General features: G+C 72.5%; 17 protein-coding genes. 7 read left to right on the forward strand and 10 right to left on the reverse strand.

Going from position 1 to position 14,841, the window contains the following annotated elements; all coding sequences use genetic code 11:
- Both pheT and pheS read right to left on the reverse strand, forming a co-directional pair.
- The coding region (gene pheT, locus MLY01S_RS10610) for a phenylalanine--tRNA ligase subunit beta (protein ID WP_067191878.1) at window positions 1–2,313 on the reverse strand (2,313 nt) is incomplete at its 3' end.
- A 7-nt stretch (window positions 2,314–2,320) separates the two neighbouring features.
- The gene (gene pheS / locus MLY01S_RS10615) at window positions 2,321–3,400 is read right to left on the reverse strand and encodes a phenylalanine--tRNA ligase subunit alpha (RefSeq protein ID WP_067191880.1); all 1,080 of its coding nucleotides are present in this window, start codon (window positions 3,398–3,400) and stop codon (window positions 2,321–2,323) included.
- A gap of 138 nt (window positions 3,401–3,538) precedes the next feature.
- Between pheS and MLY01S_RS10620 the strand changes: the two genes are divergently transcribed.
- Both MLY01S_RS10620 and MLY01S_RS10625 read left to right on the forward strand, forming a co-directional pair.
- On the forward strand, window positions 3,539–3,898 hold the full coding sequence (locus tag MLY01S_RS10620; RefSeq protein WP_067191882.1) for a CHY zinc finger protein: 360 nt from the start codon (window positions 3,539–3,541) through the stop codon (window positions 3,896–3,898).
- 92 nt (window positions 3,899–3,990) lie between these two features.
- Entirely contained in the window at window positions 3,991–4,437 is a 447-nt protein-coding gene (locus MLY01S_RS10625) for a hypothetical protein (RefSeq protein ID WP_070637937.1), read from the forward strand.
- A gap of 46 nt (window positions 4,438–4,483) precedes the next feature.
- On the opposite strand, the gene MLY01S_RS10630 is transcribed toward MLY01S_RS10625, so the two are convergent.
- Entirely contained in the window at window positions 4,484–5,131 is a 648-nt protein-coding gene (locus tag MLY01S_RS10630) for a pyroglutamyl-peptidase I (RefSeq protein ID WP_067191884.1), read from the reverse strand.
- Window positions 5,132–5,217: 86 nt separating this feature from the next.
- Between MLY01S_RS10630 and MLY01S_RS10635 the strand changes: the two genes are divergently transcribed.
- Entirely contained in the window at window positions 5,218–6,429 is a 1,212-nt protein-coding gene (locus tag MLY01S_RS10635) for an Rv2578c family radical SAM protein (protein ID WP_082740119.1), read from the forward strand.
- On the opposite strand, the gene MLY01S_RS10640 is transcribed toward MLY01S_RS10635, so the two are convergent.
- Complete coding sequence (locus MLY01S_RS10640) at window positions 6,407–6,904, reverse strand: (deoxy)nucleoside triphosphate pyrophosphohydrolase (RefSeq protein WP_067191886.1); 498 nt, start codon at window positions 6,902–6,904, stop codon at window positions 6,407–6,409. The two genes, MLY01S_RS10635 and MLY01S_RS10640, sit on opposite strands and share 23 nt — an antisense overlap.
- A 57-nt stretch (window positions 6,905–6,961) precedes the next feature.
- On the opposite strand from MLY01S_RS10640, the gene MLY01S_RS10645 reads away from it, so the two are divergent.
- Both MLY01S_RS10645 and MLY01S_RS10650 read left to right on the forward strand, forming a co-directional pair.
- The gene (locus MLY01S_RS10645; protein ID WP_067191888.1) at window positions 6,962–8,173 is read left to right on the forward strand and encodes an MFS transporter; all 1,212 of its coding nucleotides are present in this window, start codon (window positions 6,962–6,964) and stop codon (window positions 8,171–8,173) included.
- Between the two features lie 123 nt (window positions 8,174–8,296).
- The gene (locus MLY01S_RS10650; RefSeq protein WP_067191891.1) at window positions 8,297–8,569 is read left to right on the forward strand and encodes a GlsB/YeaQ/YmgE family stress response membrane protein; all 273 of its coding nucleotides are present in this window, start codon (window positions 8,297–8,299) and stop codon (window positions 8,567–8,569) included.
- A gap of 97 nt (window positions 8,570–8,666) precedes the next feature.
- On the opposite strand, the gene MLY01S_RS10655 is transcribed toward MLY01S_RS10650, so the two are convergent.
- The 4 genes from MLY01S_RS10655 to infC form a co-directional block, all read right to left on the reverse strand.
- Window positions 8,667–9,581: a TrmH family RNA methyltransferase gene (locus tag MLY01S_RS10655; RefSeq protein ID WP_373279969.1), complete on the reverse strand. Its 915-nt coding sequence runs from the start codon at window positions 9,579–9,581 to the stop codon at window positions 8,667–8,669.
- 77 nt (window positions 9,582–9,658) lie between these two features.
- Window positions 9,659–10,045: a 50S ribosomal protein L20 gene (rplT, locus tag MLY01S_RS10660; protein ID WP_067191895.1), complete on the reverse strand. Its 387-nt coding sequence runs from the start codon at window positions 10,043–10,045 to the stop codon at window positions 9,659–9,661.
- A 93-nt stretch (window positions 10,046–10,138) separates the two neighbouring features.
- Window positions 10,139–10,333 (reverse strand): 50S ribosomal protein L35, encoded by a 195-nt coding sequence (rpmI, locus tag MLY01S_RS10665; protein ID WP_067191897.1) that lies wholly within the window; start codon window positions 10,331–10,333, stop codon window positions 10,139–10,141.
- A 128-nt stretch (window positions 10,334–10,461) separates the two neighbouring features.
- Complete coding sequence (gene infC, locus MLY01S_RS10670; protein WP_082740120.1) at window positions 10,462–11,454, reverse strand: translation initiation factor IF-3; 993 nt, start codon at window positions 11,452–11,454, stop codon at window positions 10,462–10,464.
- 230 nt (window positions 11,455–11,684) lie between these two features.
- On the opposite strand from infC, the gene MLY01S_RS10675 reads away from it, so the two are divergent.
- Window positions 11,685–12,056: a DUF1844 domain-containing protein gene (locus tag MLY01S_RS10675; RefSeq protein ID WP_067191907.1), complete on the forward strand. Its 372-nt coding sequence runs from the start codon at window positions 11,685–11,687 to the stop codon at window positions 12,054–12,056.
- Between the two features lie 142 nt (window positions 12,057–12,198).
- Here MLY01S_RS10675 and MLY01S_RS10680 read toward each other — a convergent pair whose 3' ends face one another.
- The gene (locus MLY01S_RS10680; RefSeq protein WP_067191899.1) at window positions 12,199–12,633 is read right to left on the reverse strand and encodes a hypothetical protein; all 435 of its coding nucleotides are present in this window, start codon (window positions 12,631–12,633) and stop codon (window positions 12,199–12,201) included.
- 321 nt (window positions 12,634–12,954) lie between these two features.
- Here MLY01S_RS10680 and MLY01S_RS10685 point away from each other — a divergent pair, with 321 nt between their 5' ends.
- Window positions 12,955–13,203 (forward strand): WhiB family transcriptional regulator, encoded by a 249-nt coding sequence (locus MLY01S_RS10685; RefSeq protein WP_067191901.1) that lies wholly within the window; start codon window positions 12,955–12,957, stop codon window positions 13,201–13,203.
- Window positions 13,204–13,290: 87 nt separating this feature from the next.
- On the opposite strand, the gene MLY01S_RS10690 is transcribed toward MLY01S_RS10685, so the two are convergent.
- On the reverse strand, window positions 13,291–14,826 hold the full coding sequence (locus MLY01S_RS10690; RefSeq protein WP_067191903.1) for a sensor histidine kinase: 1,536 nt from the start codon (window positions 14,824–14,826) through the stop codon (window positions 13,291–13,293).
- Window positions 14,827–14,841 lie beyond the last annotated feature (15 nt).

Here is a 14,841-nt window from a genome sequence, read left to right on the forward strand (position 1 = left end):
CTGGTCCACCACGAGGGCCACGTCCTGGGTGGTGGCACCGAACGTGGACAGCGGGCAGGCGACCACGCGCTCCGGGGAGGCGGCGAGGACGGCGTCCAGGTCCAGCTCCATGGCGCAGGTGCGGGCCGGCATGTCTGCGGACTCCAGCCATGCCGGCAGCAGCTCACCGGCGTGGCCGACCACGGTGCCGTCGGCCAGGCGCAGCTCGGCCGTGCGGCCCGGGTGGAATGCCTGGTGGGAACCCTGGGCCACGGTCAGCTCCACGCCCACGGCGCGGGCGACCTGCAGGGCGGCGGCGATCGGGTCCTGCCAGTCGAAGGCGCGCGGGGCGAAGCCGGCGGCCGGGGCGGCCTCGTGGCCGGCGAAGACCGCGGCCACGCGGCGCGGCTGGGCCGGGATCCCGGCGTTCAGGTCCGCGATCGCCTCATCCGAGGGCTTCACCCCGTTCGGCTCGTTGGATTCGGAGCCCATCTGCTCCCCCGGCAGGAACACCAGGCCGATCTCGTAGAGGGCCACGTCCTTGAAGCCGCGGGAGACGTTGCGGCGGGCGGTCTCCAGCAGGTTCGGCAGCAGGGTGGTGCGCAGGAAGCCGAACTCCTGGGAGATCGGGTTGGACAGGCGCACCATCGTCTGGGCGGCGCCCTCCGCCTCGGTCGGCGCGCCGAACAGACGGTTCTGCGCCTCGGACACGAACGGGTAGTCCAGGACCTCGGTCAGGCCGGCGCCGGCCAGCACGTCCGCCACACGGCGGCGCTGGGCCTGCGCGCGGGTCAGGCCGCGGCCGGGAGGGGCGACCGGCAGGGTGGACGGGATCTTGTCGTAGCCGTCCAGGCGGGCGACCTCTTCGACGAGGTCCTCGGGGATCGTCAGGTCGTGGCGCCAGGACGGCGAGGTGACCGTCAGGGTCTCGCCGGCGTCCTCGACGTCCGCGCCGAGCTCGGTGAGCAGCTCGACGACGCGCTCCTTCGGGTAGTCCACGCCGATGCGGCGGGACGGGTAGGTCGGGTCCAGCTCCACCACCGGGTACGTCGGACGGGCACCGATGTCCGTGACGCCGGGCTCGGCGGTGCCGCCGGCGAGCTCCACGAGCAGCTGCACGGCACGTTCGGCGGCGACGTCCGCGACCTCCCAGTCCACGCCGCGCTCGTTGCGCTTGGAGGCCTCGGAGGGCAGCCGGTGGCGGCGGCGGGTGCGGGCGATGGAGACCGGGTCGAAGTGCGCGGACTCGATCGTCACGCGGGTGGTGGACTCGGAGACCTCGGTGGCGGCGCCGCCCATGACGCCGGCCAGGCCGATCGGGCCGGACTCGTCCGTGATGAGCAGGTCCTCGGTGTGGAGGGTGCGCTCCTTGTCGTCCAGGGTGCGCAGAGTCTCGCCCTCGGCGGCACGGCGGACGGTGATGGCGCCGGTCAGCTTGTCCGCATCGTAGAAGTGCAGCGGCTGGCCGAGCTCCCACATCACGTAGTTGGAGATGTCCACGGTCAGCGAGTGCGGGCGGATGCCCGCCAGGCGCAGGCGCGCGGCCATCCACGGCGGGGTCGGGACGCTCGGATCGATGCCGGAGACGGTGCGGGTCACGAAGCGGTCGCAGCCGGGGACGCCGTAGATCGGGGCGGTGTCGTCCAGGATCACCGGCTGGCCGTCCTCGTTCGGCTCCGGGACCACGATGCCGGCCGCCGGATCGGTGAAGGCGGTGCCGGTGGCGTGCGCGTATTCACGGGCGATGCCGCGGATGCTGAAGCCGTAGGAGCGGTCCGGAGTCACGTTGACCTCGGCGGCCTCCTCGTGCAGGTGCAGCAGCTCGAGCGCGTCGGTGCCGACCTCCGGGTCCAGGCCGAGGGTGGACAGCACCAGAATGCCGTCGTGGTCCTCGCCGATGCCGAGCTCGCGGACGGAGGCGATCATGCCGGCGGAGACGTGGCCGTAGGTCTTGCGCGGGGAGATGCGGAAGTCGCCCGGCAGGACGGCGCCGGGGAGGGTCACCACGACCTTGTCCCCGACCTGGAAGTTGTGGGCACCGCAGACGATGCCCTGCACGCCGGAGGGGTCGATGCCCTCGCCGGTCAGGGTCTGCTCGGCGCCCTCGGGCACCACACGGACCTGGCACCAGTTGATGGTCTTGCCGTTCTTCTGCGGCTCGGGGACCATCTCCAGCACCTGACCGACCACGATGGGACCGGACAGCTCGTCCGCCGGGCGGTGGACCTCCTCTTCCTCGAGGCCGACCTTCACGAGGTCGGCGAGGACGTCCTCGGCGGTGGCGTCGGCCGGGACCTGCGCGAACTCGCGCAGCCAGGAAAGCGGGATACGCACGAGAAGATCAGAGCTCCATTCCGAAGTGCTGGGAGAAGCGGACGTCGCCTTCGATCATGTCCCGCATGTCCGGGACCTCGTTGCGGAACATCAGGGTGCGCTCGATGCCCATGCCGAAGGCGAAGCCGGAGTAGACCTCCGGGTCGATGCCCGCCGAGCGCAGGACGTTCGGGTGGACCATGCCGCAGCCGCCCCACTCGATCCACTGGGGTCCGCCCTTGGCCTGGGGATGCCAGATGTCCATCTCGGCCGAAGGCTCGGTGAACGGGAAGAAGTTGGGGCGCAGGCGGATCTCGGCGTCCGGGCCGAACATCTGCCGGGCGAAGTACTCGAGGGTGCCGCGCAGGTCAGCCATGGTCAGGCCCTTGTCCACGGCCAGTCCCTCGAACTGGTGGAACACCGGGGTGTGGGTGGCGTCCAGCTCGTCGGTACGGAAGGTGCGGCCCGGGCAGAGCACGTACACGGGGGCGCCGCGCTCCAGCATGGCCCGGACCTGCACCGGCGAGGTGTGGGTGCGCAGCAGGAGGTTGGACTCCAGCGGCTCCACGAAGAAGGTGTCCTGCATCTCGCGCGCCGGGTGGTCCGGCGGGAAGTTCAGGGCGTTGAAGTTGAACCAGTCGTGCTCGAGCTCCGGGCCCTCGGCGATCTCCCAGCCCATGCCGACGAAGATGTCCGAGACGCGCTCCTGCAGCAGGGACAGCGGATGGCGGGCGCCGCTCAGGCGGCGGGAGGCGGCCGTGGTGACGTCCACGGTCTCCTCCACGAGCATGCGGGCGGCGTGCTCCTCCTCCAGGACCGCCGTGCGGGCCTTGAGGGCCTTCTCCATGCGGCCGCGGGCGGCGCCCATGGTCTTGCCGGCGGTGGCCTTGTCCTCCTTCGGGAGCGTGCCGATCCGGCGGTTCGCCAGCGTCAGCGGGGCCTTCTCGCCGGTGTGCTTCAGACGGGCGGCCTTGAGCTCGTCCAGGTCGGCGGCGGCGGCGAAGTCGGCGAGCGCCGCCTCCACTGCGGCGCCGACGGCGTCGGCGTCGGCCGGGGAGATCTGCGGGGCGCCCTCGGCGGGCGCGCCGGTCTCGGGGGACTGCGTCATGACGTGACTGCACCCTTCGATGGTCGGTGTCTGTGGGATCTGGTTCGGCGTCCAGTCTAGTGCTCGCCGGCGCGCGGTCCGGCGGCCGGGACGGCGGCGTCCGTGCTGCGGACAGCGCCGGCGGGCTAGGGTGTGGCCATGTCCAGCGTCCCGTCCCTCGTGCCTGTGCACGGCGTCGAGCTCCGTGGGCTGCTCGTCGACCGGCAGAGCCGCTGCGTGCACTACGCCGGTCCGACGGACGTGGTGGCCCTGCAGCTGGCCTGCTGCCCGGACTACTGGGCCTGCCGCCGGTGTCACGACGCGCTGGCCGGGCACGACGCCGTGCCGGCGCCGGTGGAGGACGTCCATCGGATGCCGGCGCTGTGCGGCGTCTGCGGCCACCGGATGCACACGCAGGACTACCTGGACGCCGAGTCCTGCCCCGCGTGCGGTGCCGACTTCAACCCCGGCTGCCGGCTGCACCGGCACCTGTACTTCTCGCCTGCGACGGGCCCATGAGCCGCCCGTTCCGCCCTGCGCTCCGCCCCGGCGAGGGGCACACGCGCGGCCAGAGGCCGTCGTCGCGTCCCCTCCGGCAGGCCTGGAACCTGGTGAATCTCTCCACGGTGCTGGGACTGGTGGCCGCAGCGGTGCTGCGGTGTCCGCTGACTCCGGCGCCGCACGGGCTGGTGCAGGCCCGCAACTACCCGCTCGCCTTCCCGGACGGGGCGGCGTTCACGGTGGGCAACGTGGTGTTCACACGCCCCGGGCTGCGGATGACGCCCGAGCTGTGGCGGCACGAGTCCGGCCACGCGACGCAGTACGCCGTCTGCCTCGGCCTGCCGTTCCTCCCGCTGTACTTCCTGGCGGTCGGCTGGTCGCTGTGGCGATGCGGGGACACGGCATCGGCGAACCTGTTCGAGCGCACCGCGGGGCTGGCCCTGGGAGGCTATCGGGAGCGCGCGCCGATCCGCGCCTGGCACGGCCGGCGGCTGGACCGTCGTCCCGCGGGGAGGCACGACGACGGCCCGCCCGGCCCCGGCGGCACCCTCGCCTGAGCACGGGGCCGGCTCGGCGGCGGACGCCCGGGCCCTTCCCGGCCCGTCAATGCAGGGCGCCGCCGGGGAGATCGGCGTCCGGGGAGGCGTCGAGGGACTCGAGCGCGACCAGGGCGACGGCCTGCGCCAGCTGCGCCGCGGGCAGGGCGGGGACGGAGTCGTCGGCCCGGTGCTCGAGGTCCCAGGGCACGTGCACGAAGCCGGCGGCCCGGGCGGAACCGGGTTCATGGAGCACCGAGTACATCAGGTGGTTGCAGACGAAGGAGCCGGCGGACAGGGACAGCTGGGCGGGGATGCCGGCAGCGTCGAGGGCGGCGAGGGCCCGCTTGACAGGAAGGGTGGAGAAGAGGGCGGCGGGGCCGTCCGCCACAACCGGGCGGTCCACCGGCTGGTCCCCCGCATTGTCCGGGATGCGCGCGTCCTGCAGGTTCACGGCCACCCGCTCGAGCCGGACGTGGGCGGTGCCGCCGGCCAGGCCGACGCAGACCACCACGTCCGGGCGGTGCTCGGTCAGGGCGGCCTGCAGCGCCGGGCCGGAGGCGGCGAACACACACGGGACCTGCACGGCATGGGCCTCGTGCCCGGCGGCCCGGAGGATCGTGGTGGCGCCGCGGGCGGCGGCCCAGGACGGGTTCGTGGCGTCCCCGCCGAAGGGGTCGAAGCCGGTGAGCAGGATGCGAGAGGCAGCGGTCATGGGACGAACCCTAGCGAAGCGGCGCCGGCAGAAAGGGCCTCGAACACACTTGCGAAGTGATTCGAACATGTGTTCTACTCGTTGCCATGCGATGGGAAGCGCAGACCCTGCGGGCCGGGAGCGGCGCCGAGCAGACGGGGACCGGCACACCGGCCGGCACACCCGCCCTGCTGCCGCTCCCGGGCCTGCAGCGGACCGTCACCACGCCGGAGTTCGCCGGCGTCACCTTCCACGAGGTGGAGGCGAAGACGGTCCTGAACAGGGTCCCGGAGGCCTCGCAGATGCCGTTCCGCTGGACCGTCAACCCCTACCGCGGCTGCACGCACGCCTGCCGCTACTGCTTCGCCCGGAGCACCCACGAATTCCTGGACCTGGACGCCGGTGCGGACTTCGACCGGCAGATCGTGGTCAAGGTGAACGCCCCCGAGGTCCTGCGCGCCGAGCTGGCCCGCCCCACCTGGGGCCGTGAGACCGTCGCCCTGGGCACCAACACGGATCCGTATCAGCGTGCCGAGGGCCGTTACCGGCTCATGCCCGGCATCATCTCCGCCCTCGCCGAGTCCGGCACGCCGTTCTCGATCCTGACGAAGGGCACCCTCCTGGCCCGCGACGTGCCGCTGCTCGCTGCTGCGGCACGGTCCGTACCCGTGGACGTCGGCGTCTCCCTGGCCCTGCTGGACCCGTCGATCGCCGAGGCGGTCGAGCCGGGAACGCCGTCGCCGACGGCCCGGCTGAAGCTCATCGAGAAGCTCGCCGCGGCGGGAGCGCGCGTGCACGTGATGGCAATGCCGATCCTTCCCTGGCTCACGGACGGGGACGAGCAGTTGGATCTGCTCATGCGCGCCGTCGCCGCGGCCGGGGCCTCCTCTGTTCTCACCGGCGCACTGCACCTGCGCCCGGGCGCTCGCCAGTGGTACCTGGACTGGATCGCCGCCGAGCATCCGCAGCTGGTGGACGGATACCGCCGCATGTACCGTCGGTCCTCCTACGCGCCCGCGTCCTACCGTGCCGGTCTCGAACGCCGCGGCGTCGCCGCTGCCCGGCGGTACGGGCTGCGGATCGGCGGGGCGCAGGGCATCCAGCGCGAGGACGGCCCGCGCATCGAATCCCGTCCGCTGCCGGTCGGAGAGGGCCTCCTCGCAGCCGCCGCCGAGACCCGGACGAGCCGAGCCGGGCGGCCCTCCGCCACCGGGCGGTTCGCCGGCGCCGCGGCTCGGACGCATCCGGGGCGCGCCGCCGTCTCCGACGCCGCCGGGGCGGCGAGGCGTGCGCCCCTCACACAGCCGGCGCTGTTCTGAGCCGCTCCGGGGAGAGCCGCTCCAGCAGCGCATCCACGATCGGCCGATCCGCCGGGATCCAGTCGAGCGCATGCAGGTCCTGACGCGTCAGCGCGGTCCACTCCAGCCGGTCATGGTCCTCGAGCGGGGCGGGCTCGGCCGACCCCTCGGCCAGCACCCCCACGTAGACGCGCATGAAGGCACCGTTCGCCAGAAGCCAGCCGCGGGCGTCCGGGGCCCCGACCTCCGTTCCGAGGCGGACTCGGGCCCCGAGCTCCTCACGGACCTCGCGCTCGAGCGCCGCCCGGGGCTCCTCCCCCGGCTCGACCTTTCCACCCGGAAACTCCCAGAGCCCCGCCAGCGATTCCGGCGCACTGCGGCGCGCCGCGAGCAACGCCCTGGGGGCGTCGGCGGCGTCGAGGAGCGCAACCCCCACGACGAGCGGCTTCGACGGGTCGGGCTGCACGGTCGGAGGGAGTGATGTGGGGGACGTCATGACCCCAGCCTACGGACGTGGCGGGCCGGAGCGTCACGAGGGTCGTAGGCTTGCCCAGTGCATCAGCCCGAGACCTCTCCCCGCCTGACCACCGATCCGCGCCTGCACGGCCGTCGCCTGCTGTGGGCCGTCCTCGCCCTGGCGATGGGCAGCTTCGCCATCGGCACCACCGAGTTCACCATCATGGGCCTGCTGCCGGAGGCGGTGGCCGACCTCGAGGTCGCGCCGGAGACCGGCGGCGTGCTGATCTCCATGTACGCCCTCGGCGTCGTGGTGGGCGCCCCGACCCTGGCCGCCGCGCTGTCCACCGTGGACCGCCGCCGCTCGTCCATGCTGCTCATGGGCCTGTTCGTCGTCGGCCACCTCGGTTCCCTCCTGGCCCCGACCATCGGCTGGATGATGGCCGCCCGCTTCCTCTCCGGCCTGCCGCACGGCGCCTTCTTCTCCGCGGCGGCGCTGGCCGCGGCACACCTGGCCGGCCCCGCCCGCCGCGGCCAGGCCGTCGGCTGGGTGCTCGCCGGCCTCTCCACGGCAAACCTGATCGGCGTCCCCGTCGCAACGGCACTGGGCCAGCAGGCCGGCTGGCGCTGGATGTTCGTGGTGGTGGCCGCGTGCGCCGCCCTGTGCATCCTGGCGACCTGGCTGCTGGTGCCTCCCGTGCCCGCCCCCGCCGGCAGCAGCATCCGCTCCGAGCTCAAGGGACTGGCCTCCGCGCGTCTGTGGAAGACCGCACTCGTCGGCATCCTCGGATTCGCCGGCATGTTCTGCCTGTACACGTACATCGCCACACTGCTCACCGACATCGGCGGTCTGGCCCCGCAGCACATCCCCCTCGTCCTGGCCTTCTACGGCGTGGGCATGGTGGTCGGCACCCTGATCGGCGGCGCCATGACGGACCGGGACCCCATCCGGACGCTGCGCCTGTCCTTCCTGCTGTCTGCCGTGTTCCTGGCGCTGGTGTACCTGCTTTCCCCGTGGTGGTGGGCCGTGCTCGTTCCGCTGTTCCTCGTCGCGGTGTGCGGCTCGGGCATCGCCCCGGCCCTGCAGGTGCTGCTGGTGGACGCCGCCCCGGAGTCTCCGCAGCTGGCAGGCTCCCTCAACCACTCCGCCCTGAACATGGCCAACGCCATCGGAGCCTGGGTGGGCGCCGGCCTCATCGGTGCCGGCTTCTCCGCCGACGTCCCGTCGCTCGCCGGCGCCGGAGTCGCCGCCCTCGGACTGTTGCTGGCGTGCACCCTGATCCGGCGTCACCCTGTGCACCGCCCCTGAACCGCCCGCCCGGAGCACAGGAAGACGCATGGTTTCTTCGCGGGCGAAAACGAGTCATCCCAGCGCGATTGCCGCTATGATGAACGGGCAAGGTATTTCCAACTATCGAAAGGTGACAAGCACATGGGTTTCTTCGCTTGGATCGTCCTCGGTCTCATCGCGGGTGCCATCGCCCGCCTCATCCTTCCCGGCAAGCAGGGCTCCGGGTGGATCGGTGCCCTCATCACCGGCGTCGTCGGCGGCCTCCTGGGCGGCTGGATCGCCGGCACGATCTTCAAGATCGACACCATGAACTCCTTCTTCTCCCTGTCCACCTGGATCTTCGCGATCCTGGGCGGCGTGATCGTGGCGTTCATCTGGCAGGCCATCACCGGCCGTCGCGGCGCCAACCACTGACCTGTCCGGCGCACACAAGAAGGCCCCCGCCCCTTCGGGCGGGGGCCTTCTTCCATGCTCAGGGGCCGCCCCCCTGGTCAGCCGGCCTGCCGGGTGGTCAGCCGGCCCGCCGGGCGGCCATCGCGGAGGCGTACAGGCACACGGTGGCCGCGGTGCCGACGTTGAGGGATTCGGCCGCGCCGTAGAGCGGCACGGCCACCGCCTGGTCCGCCAGCGCACGCTCCGTCTCGGACAGTCCCCGGGCCTCGTTCCCCAGCAGCCAGGCCGTCGGGGAGCCCAACGTCTCGGATGCCAGGGAGGTGAGCGTGTGGTCCGCATGGCCGTCTGCGGCCCACACCTGCAGGCCCGCCTGCCGCAACGCGTCCACGGAGGCATCCAGTGACAGGCCCGTCACCACGGGCAGGTGGAAGATCGAGCCCGCCGTGGAGCGGACGACCTTCGGGTTGAACAGGTCCACGGAACCGGTCGTCAACAGCACGGCATCGGCTCCGGCGGCGTCGGCGGCCCGCAGGATGGTGCCGGCGTTGCCCGGGTCCTGGACCCTGCACAGCACGGCGGCCAGGCGGACTCGGCCCTGTGTCAGCACCTGGTCCAGGCCCATGGCCTGCGGCAGCGCGGCGACGATCAGGATCCCCTGTCCCGTCACCGCGTCCGACATGGCGGTGAGGACCTCGTCGGAGGCACGGCGCACGGCGACCCGACGCCCGGAGGGCGAGCGGCCATCGTCGTGGCTCAGCCCGGCGGCGGACGGCCGCAACGAGGCGACCTCGTCCACGAGGGCGGCCAGCTCCGGATCCCGCTGCGCCAGCCGGTCCGAGACGTAGACCTCACGGACCACTCCCCCCGCCGGCCACACAGAGCGGGCCTTGGCAGGTCCGCGGCCCAGGTGCGCGCGCAGCGCCTCCCGGCATCCCTGCGGGCCCTCCACCAGGAAGGCACCCGCCCTCAGACGCGCCGAACGCCCCGCCAGGCGGGCGACGGACCTCACGCGCTCGGCGCGCGGGTTCGTCATCACTTCCTGGTCGGGGCGTCCGGTCATGGTGTGCGGCCGACTCCGGTGCTCACCGGGGCCGGCATGTCCGCCCTGGATCAGCGGGAGGCCGCCGGGGCGTTCACGTCCGCCGGCAGCGCCTTGCGTGCGGTCTCCACCAGGGCGGTGAAGGTGGCGGCGTCGGAGACGGCGATCTCGGCAAGCATGCGACGGTCCAGCTCCACACCGGCCAGCTTCAGGCCCTGCATGAAGCGGTTGTAGGTCATGCCGTTGGCACGGGCCGCAGCGTTGATGCGGGTGATCCACAGCTTGCGGAAGTCGCCCTTGCGCTTGTGGCGGTGCTGGTAGTTGTAGGTGAACGAGTGGAGCAGCTGCTCCTTCGCCTTGCGGTACAGGCGAGAACGCTGACCGCGGTAGCCGGAGGCGCGGTCCAGCATCGTACGACGCTTCTTGTGGGCATTCACTGCCCGCTTCACACGTGCCACGTGTGTGCTCCTATCTGTCTGGTCCCGGGGCGCTCATCGCGCCGCTCCGGGAGGAAGGTGTCCGGTGCCACGGCACCGAGGGTGCTCAGTGGCTCAGATGCCCAGCATCCGCTTGATCTGCTTGACGCTGCCCTTGGAGACGAGCTTGTCGCCCTTGAGGCGGCGGGTCAGGCGCGAGGACTTGTGCTCCAGGTAGTGGCGGCGGTTGGCCTGCTGACGCATCAGCTTGCCGGAGCCGGTCACGCGGAAGCGCTTCTTGGCGCCGCTGTGGGTCTTCATCTTCGGCATGGCTGCCGTTCTCCTTCTTCGTCGCCGCGCGTCACTCCGCTCGGAGCGGCGCACGGTGCTGGTTCACTCGCCCGGTTGCGGACGAGCTGTGCGGTTCTGAACCCGTGCCGGGCACGGGGCAGTCCGTGTCAGGCCCTGCGGGGCCCGGGCTTCGGTGCCGAGGCTCCGCCCTTCGGGGCGGCGGGCTTCGGCGGGGCCGCCATCGGCTTCGGCTTCGCGGCCGGCCTCGGAGCGGACTCCTTGGCCGGGGCCTTGGCGGCCGGCTTGGCCTGCTGCGTGGACGACGCCTTCGGAGCGGCCTTCTTCGGGGAGTCCTTGGCGGGGGCGGCCGGCTTCGGCGCCTCCTGCTTCGGGGCCTGCTGGGCCATCTTCTTGAACTCGGCCGGGAAGGCGTCCCCCACGGAGTTGGACACCGGCTTGGCGTCCGCGGCGGCGCGCTCCTCGGCGCGGGCGCGTGCCTCGCGGGCGGCCTGGTCGCGACGGGAGCCGCCACCGGAGCGCTCACGCTGCGGCGCGGCGTTCTTGCGGGCCTCGGCGCGTGCCTCGGCCTTGGTGCGCAGCGGACCGACGACCATCACCATGTTGCGGCCGTCCTGGCGCGGGCGGGATTCCACCGCGCCGAGGTCCTCCACGTCCGTGGCGAACTTCTCGAGCAGGCGGACACCCAGCTCCGGGCGCTGCTGCTCACGGCCGCGGAACTGGATGATGGCCTTGACCTTGTCGCCGGCCGTCAGGAACTTGCGGGCACGGCCGACCTTGGTCTCGTAGTCGTGCGTGTCGATCTTCAGGCGGAAGCGGACCTCCTTGAGGACCGTGTTGGCCTGGTTCTTGCGGGACTCACGGGCCTTCACCGCGGCCTCGTACTTGAACTTGCCGAAGTCCATCAGCTTCGCCACCGGCGGCTTCGCGGCCGGGGCGACCTCGACGAGGTCCAGGTCAGCCTCGGCGGCCAGGCGCAGTGCGTCCTCGATCCGGACGATGCCGACCTGCTCGCCGTTGGGGCCGACCAGGCGGACTTCCGGAACGCGGATACGCTCGTTGATGCGGGGATCGCTAATGGTGCTTCTCCTGTAGTCGAGTCCAGTTGCTTCCGACCCGACGGCTGCCCGACACCCCGACATGACTCGAGGCCCCGGTGCCGACGGCACGACGAGGCCTCTCCCGGTCCCGTGTGGGGGACCCTTCGCCGATCCGGTGCGTCCGAAGACGGCCGTTCGGCGGCGACCCGGCAACTCGGCCCGGCGGACACCGGACATCCTGCTGACGCGGGTGGGAGGAGGCCTCCACTTTCATGCGACCCGGGCACGGCACGTTCGTGCAGGCCCAGGTGGTCTGTGGGAAGCTTACCACCATGACCGAAGAACACCAGCATTCCGAGCCGCTCTCCGTCGGCGCCGACCACGAGGTCCGCGAGATCCACGAGGTCCCCGCGGTCGAGGTGATCACCACCACCGCCGTCCACCTGATGACCGCGGCCGCGGTCAAGGTGGGCCTGGCCGACTCCCCGGACGCTCGCGAGCTCGTCGACCTGGACGAGGCCCGCAAGCTCATCACCGCGCTGGCCGGCCTCATCACCGCCGCCGCCCCGGAGATCAGCAGCGCCCATGCCGGCCCGCTCCGCGACGGCCTGCGCAGCCTGCAGCTCGCCTTCCGCGAGGCCTCACCCTACCCGGACGCCCCGGGCCAGGGCCCGGGCGAGAAGCTCACCGGCCCGGTCAACTGACCTCCCGCCCACCCCGAGGAGGGCTTCACGACGACGGCGTCCCACCCCTCGAGGTGGAGCGCACCCGTGCTGTGGCCGGGCGGGCCCGGTGGGCCGGGAGCGGGCGGCGGGGGCCGTCGTCGAGAAGGGGAAGAGGAGGCCCTCAGCCCTCGGAGGCCACGTCATGGCCGGGGCGGGCCGTGCGGGCGCGGAAGTAGTCGGTCACCGGCTTCGTCAGGACGGACACCAGGCCGACGCCGGCCACCGCGAGGAGGATCAGACCCGGCAGCACGTCGCCCCCGGTGAAGATCCACGTGGAGATCAGGACGGCGAACACGAGGATCGCCACCGTGGCGCTGCGGCTCCACAGGCGGCCGCGGAAGACGCCGGCCGCGACGGCCGCGACCCAGGCGGTGAGCGCGAGGTAGAGGACCACCAGGAACAGCTGGGCGCCGATGTTCAGCGTCCCCGTGCCCACGCTCATGGCCGCCGTCACGGTCAGCCCGGCCAACGCCGCGGCGATCAGGCCGAGGCTGGCGGTGACGAGCACGGTGCCGAAGGGGCGGGCGGGGGTCGCGGTGGCGGAATCGGCGTCCACGGGTTCTCCTTGCTCTTGCGGTCGCAGCCTCCACCGTAGTCGTGCGGCGGGCCGGGCCTGCACCGTGGCGCGGGCCTGCTGCACGAGGCGGCATTGTGACGAATCACTCACGCCTGCCGCCCGTGACTGCCCCTCAGACCCCTTGTCGGGGTGCAGGGCGCGTGGGAGGATTGACGCCGATGTTGTTCGGGGGCCGTTCATCTTCGGTCCCCGTTCTGTTTGCCCGGAGGTGGGCGGCGCGGCCCGGCCCCGCCCTGCCGGGACACGGGCTCTCAAGGGCCCGTTCGAGACCACCGTGACAGAAAGCGAGAGCGACCGAAGATGGATTGGCGTAGCCGTGCGGCCTGCCTGGACAAGGACCCCGAGCTGTTCTTCCCCGTGGGGAACACCGGCCCGGCCCTGCTCCAGATCGAGGAGGCCAAGACCGTGTGCCGCTCCTGCGAGGTCGTGGACACCTGCCTGAAGTGGGCCATGGAGTCCGGCCAGGACTCCGGCGTCTGGGGCGGCATGAGCGAGGACGAGCGCCGCGCCATGAAGCGCCGCGCCGCCCGCGCCCGCCGCGCCTCCTGACGCACCGCCCAGACGACGAGGGCCGGACCCCTGTGCGGGGTCCGGCCCTCGTCGTGGTCCGGGGCGGTCGTACGCGTGGGCGCCGGCTCAGTCCGCCGGGCCCACCGGAAGGCGCACCGTGACCCGCATGCCGCCTCCGGGCAGTTCCTCCCGTTCGAGGGTGCCGCCGAGGTCCGACTCGACGAGCGTGTGCACGATCTTCAGGCCGAGGCCGGAGCTGGTCAGGTCCGTCAGCACGGCGTCCGCACGGTCCTGCCCGGTCTGCCGGGGCGGGGTGGCCGTTCCCGCACCCGAGTCCGTGACGGACACCTCGAGGACCTCCCCTGCCGGCGTCTCGACCCGGCCGGCGTTCAGGCCGAGGACGCCACCGTCCGGGCCCGTGCCGTGTTCCACCGCATTGGAGGCGAGCTCGTTGACGACCAGGGCCAGAGGCGTGGTGACGTGCGAGGGCAGCAGGCCGAACTCACCTGTGACCTCCGTGGTCAACGGCCGACCGTCGCCGGCGATCTCCACCGCAAGGCGGAACTGGCGGGACATCAGGCCGTCCACGTCCACGTGCCCCTCCACGTCCTCGCTGAGGCTCTGGTGGACCAGGGCGATGGTGTCCACACGCTGCATCGCCTGCATCAGGGCCCGGCGCGTCTCGTCCGAGCCGGCCCTGCGGGCCTGCATCCGCAGCAGCGAGCCCACCGTCTGCAGGTTGTTCTTCACCCGGTGGTGGATCTCCCGGATGGTGGCGTCCTTGCTCATCAGGCGCTGTTCCTGGCGGCGCAGCTCGGTGACGTCGCGCAGCATCACGATCGAGCCCGTGCGGCCGGTCGCGTCCGAGAGGCGGATCGACCGGGCGGTCACCACGGAGCGGCCGACCTGGACCTCGGTGCGGCCGCTGCGCCGCCCCATGAGCACGGACCACATGTCCTCGTCCATCGGACCCTGCGCGGACGCCAGGCCGGTCAGCACGGGCGCCACGGCATGGCCCTCGAGCGAGGTGGCCACCCCGAGGCGGGTGAGCGCGGAGACCGCGTTCGGGCTGGCGAACCGGACGACGCCCTCGGCATCCAGGACCATGAGCCCGTCCCCCACCCGCGGGGTGCCGCCGATCCAGAAGGCCGGCGGGTCCTGGGGGTCGGGCCACCGACCGTGCTGGACCATGTCCAGAAGGCTGTCGGCCGCGGTGCCGTAGTTGCGCTCGATCGGCGAGAGCTCCGGCCGCGTGTGGGGATCGCGGTGGCCGCTGAGCACCGCGATGACCCGGCCGGCGCGGACCACGGGCCACAGACGCACGCGCAGGGTGCCGTCCGGCGCTTCGACGGGGCCGGACCCCTCGGCCGGCTCCCCGTCATGCCACACCCGGTCCAGCAGCACGCGCAGGTCGGCGCGAGCGCGAGAGCCGACGATGTCCCGGTGGAACAGCGTCGGGGCGGTGACCGGTCTGGTCTGGGCCAGGGCCACGTACCCGGCGTCGTCGTGCGGCCGCGGCAGCGGCGCCCAGAGAACGAAGTCGGCCAGGGACAGGTCCGCCAGCAGCTGCCAGTCTCCGACCAGCATCTGCAGCCAGGTCCGGTCCTCGTCGGAGAGGTCCGGGTGGCGGCGCAGCGGGTCCGTGGCGATCGAGGTGACCATGGGCTCAGCCTAGTT

The organism is Micrococcus lylae NBRC 15355 (assembly GCF_001570885.1).
GTDB classification, from domain to species: domain Bacteria; phylum Actinomycetota; class Actinomycetes; order Actinomycetales; family Micrococcaceae; genus Micrococcus; species Micrococcus lylae.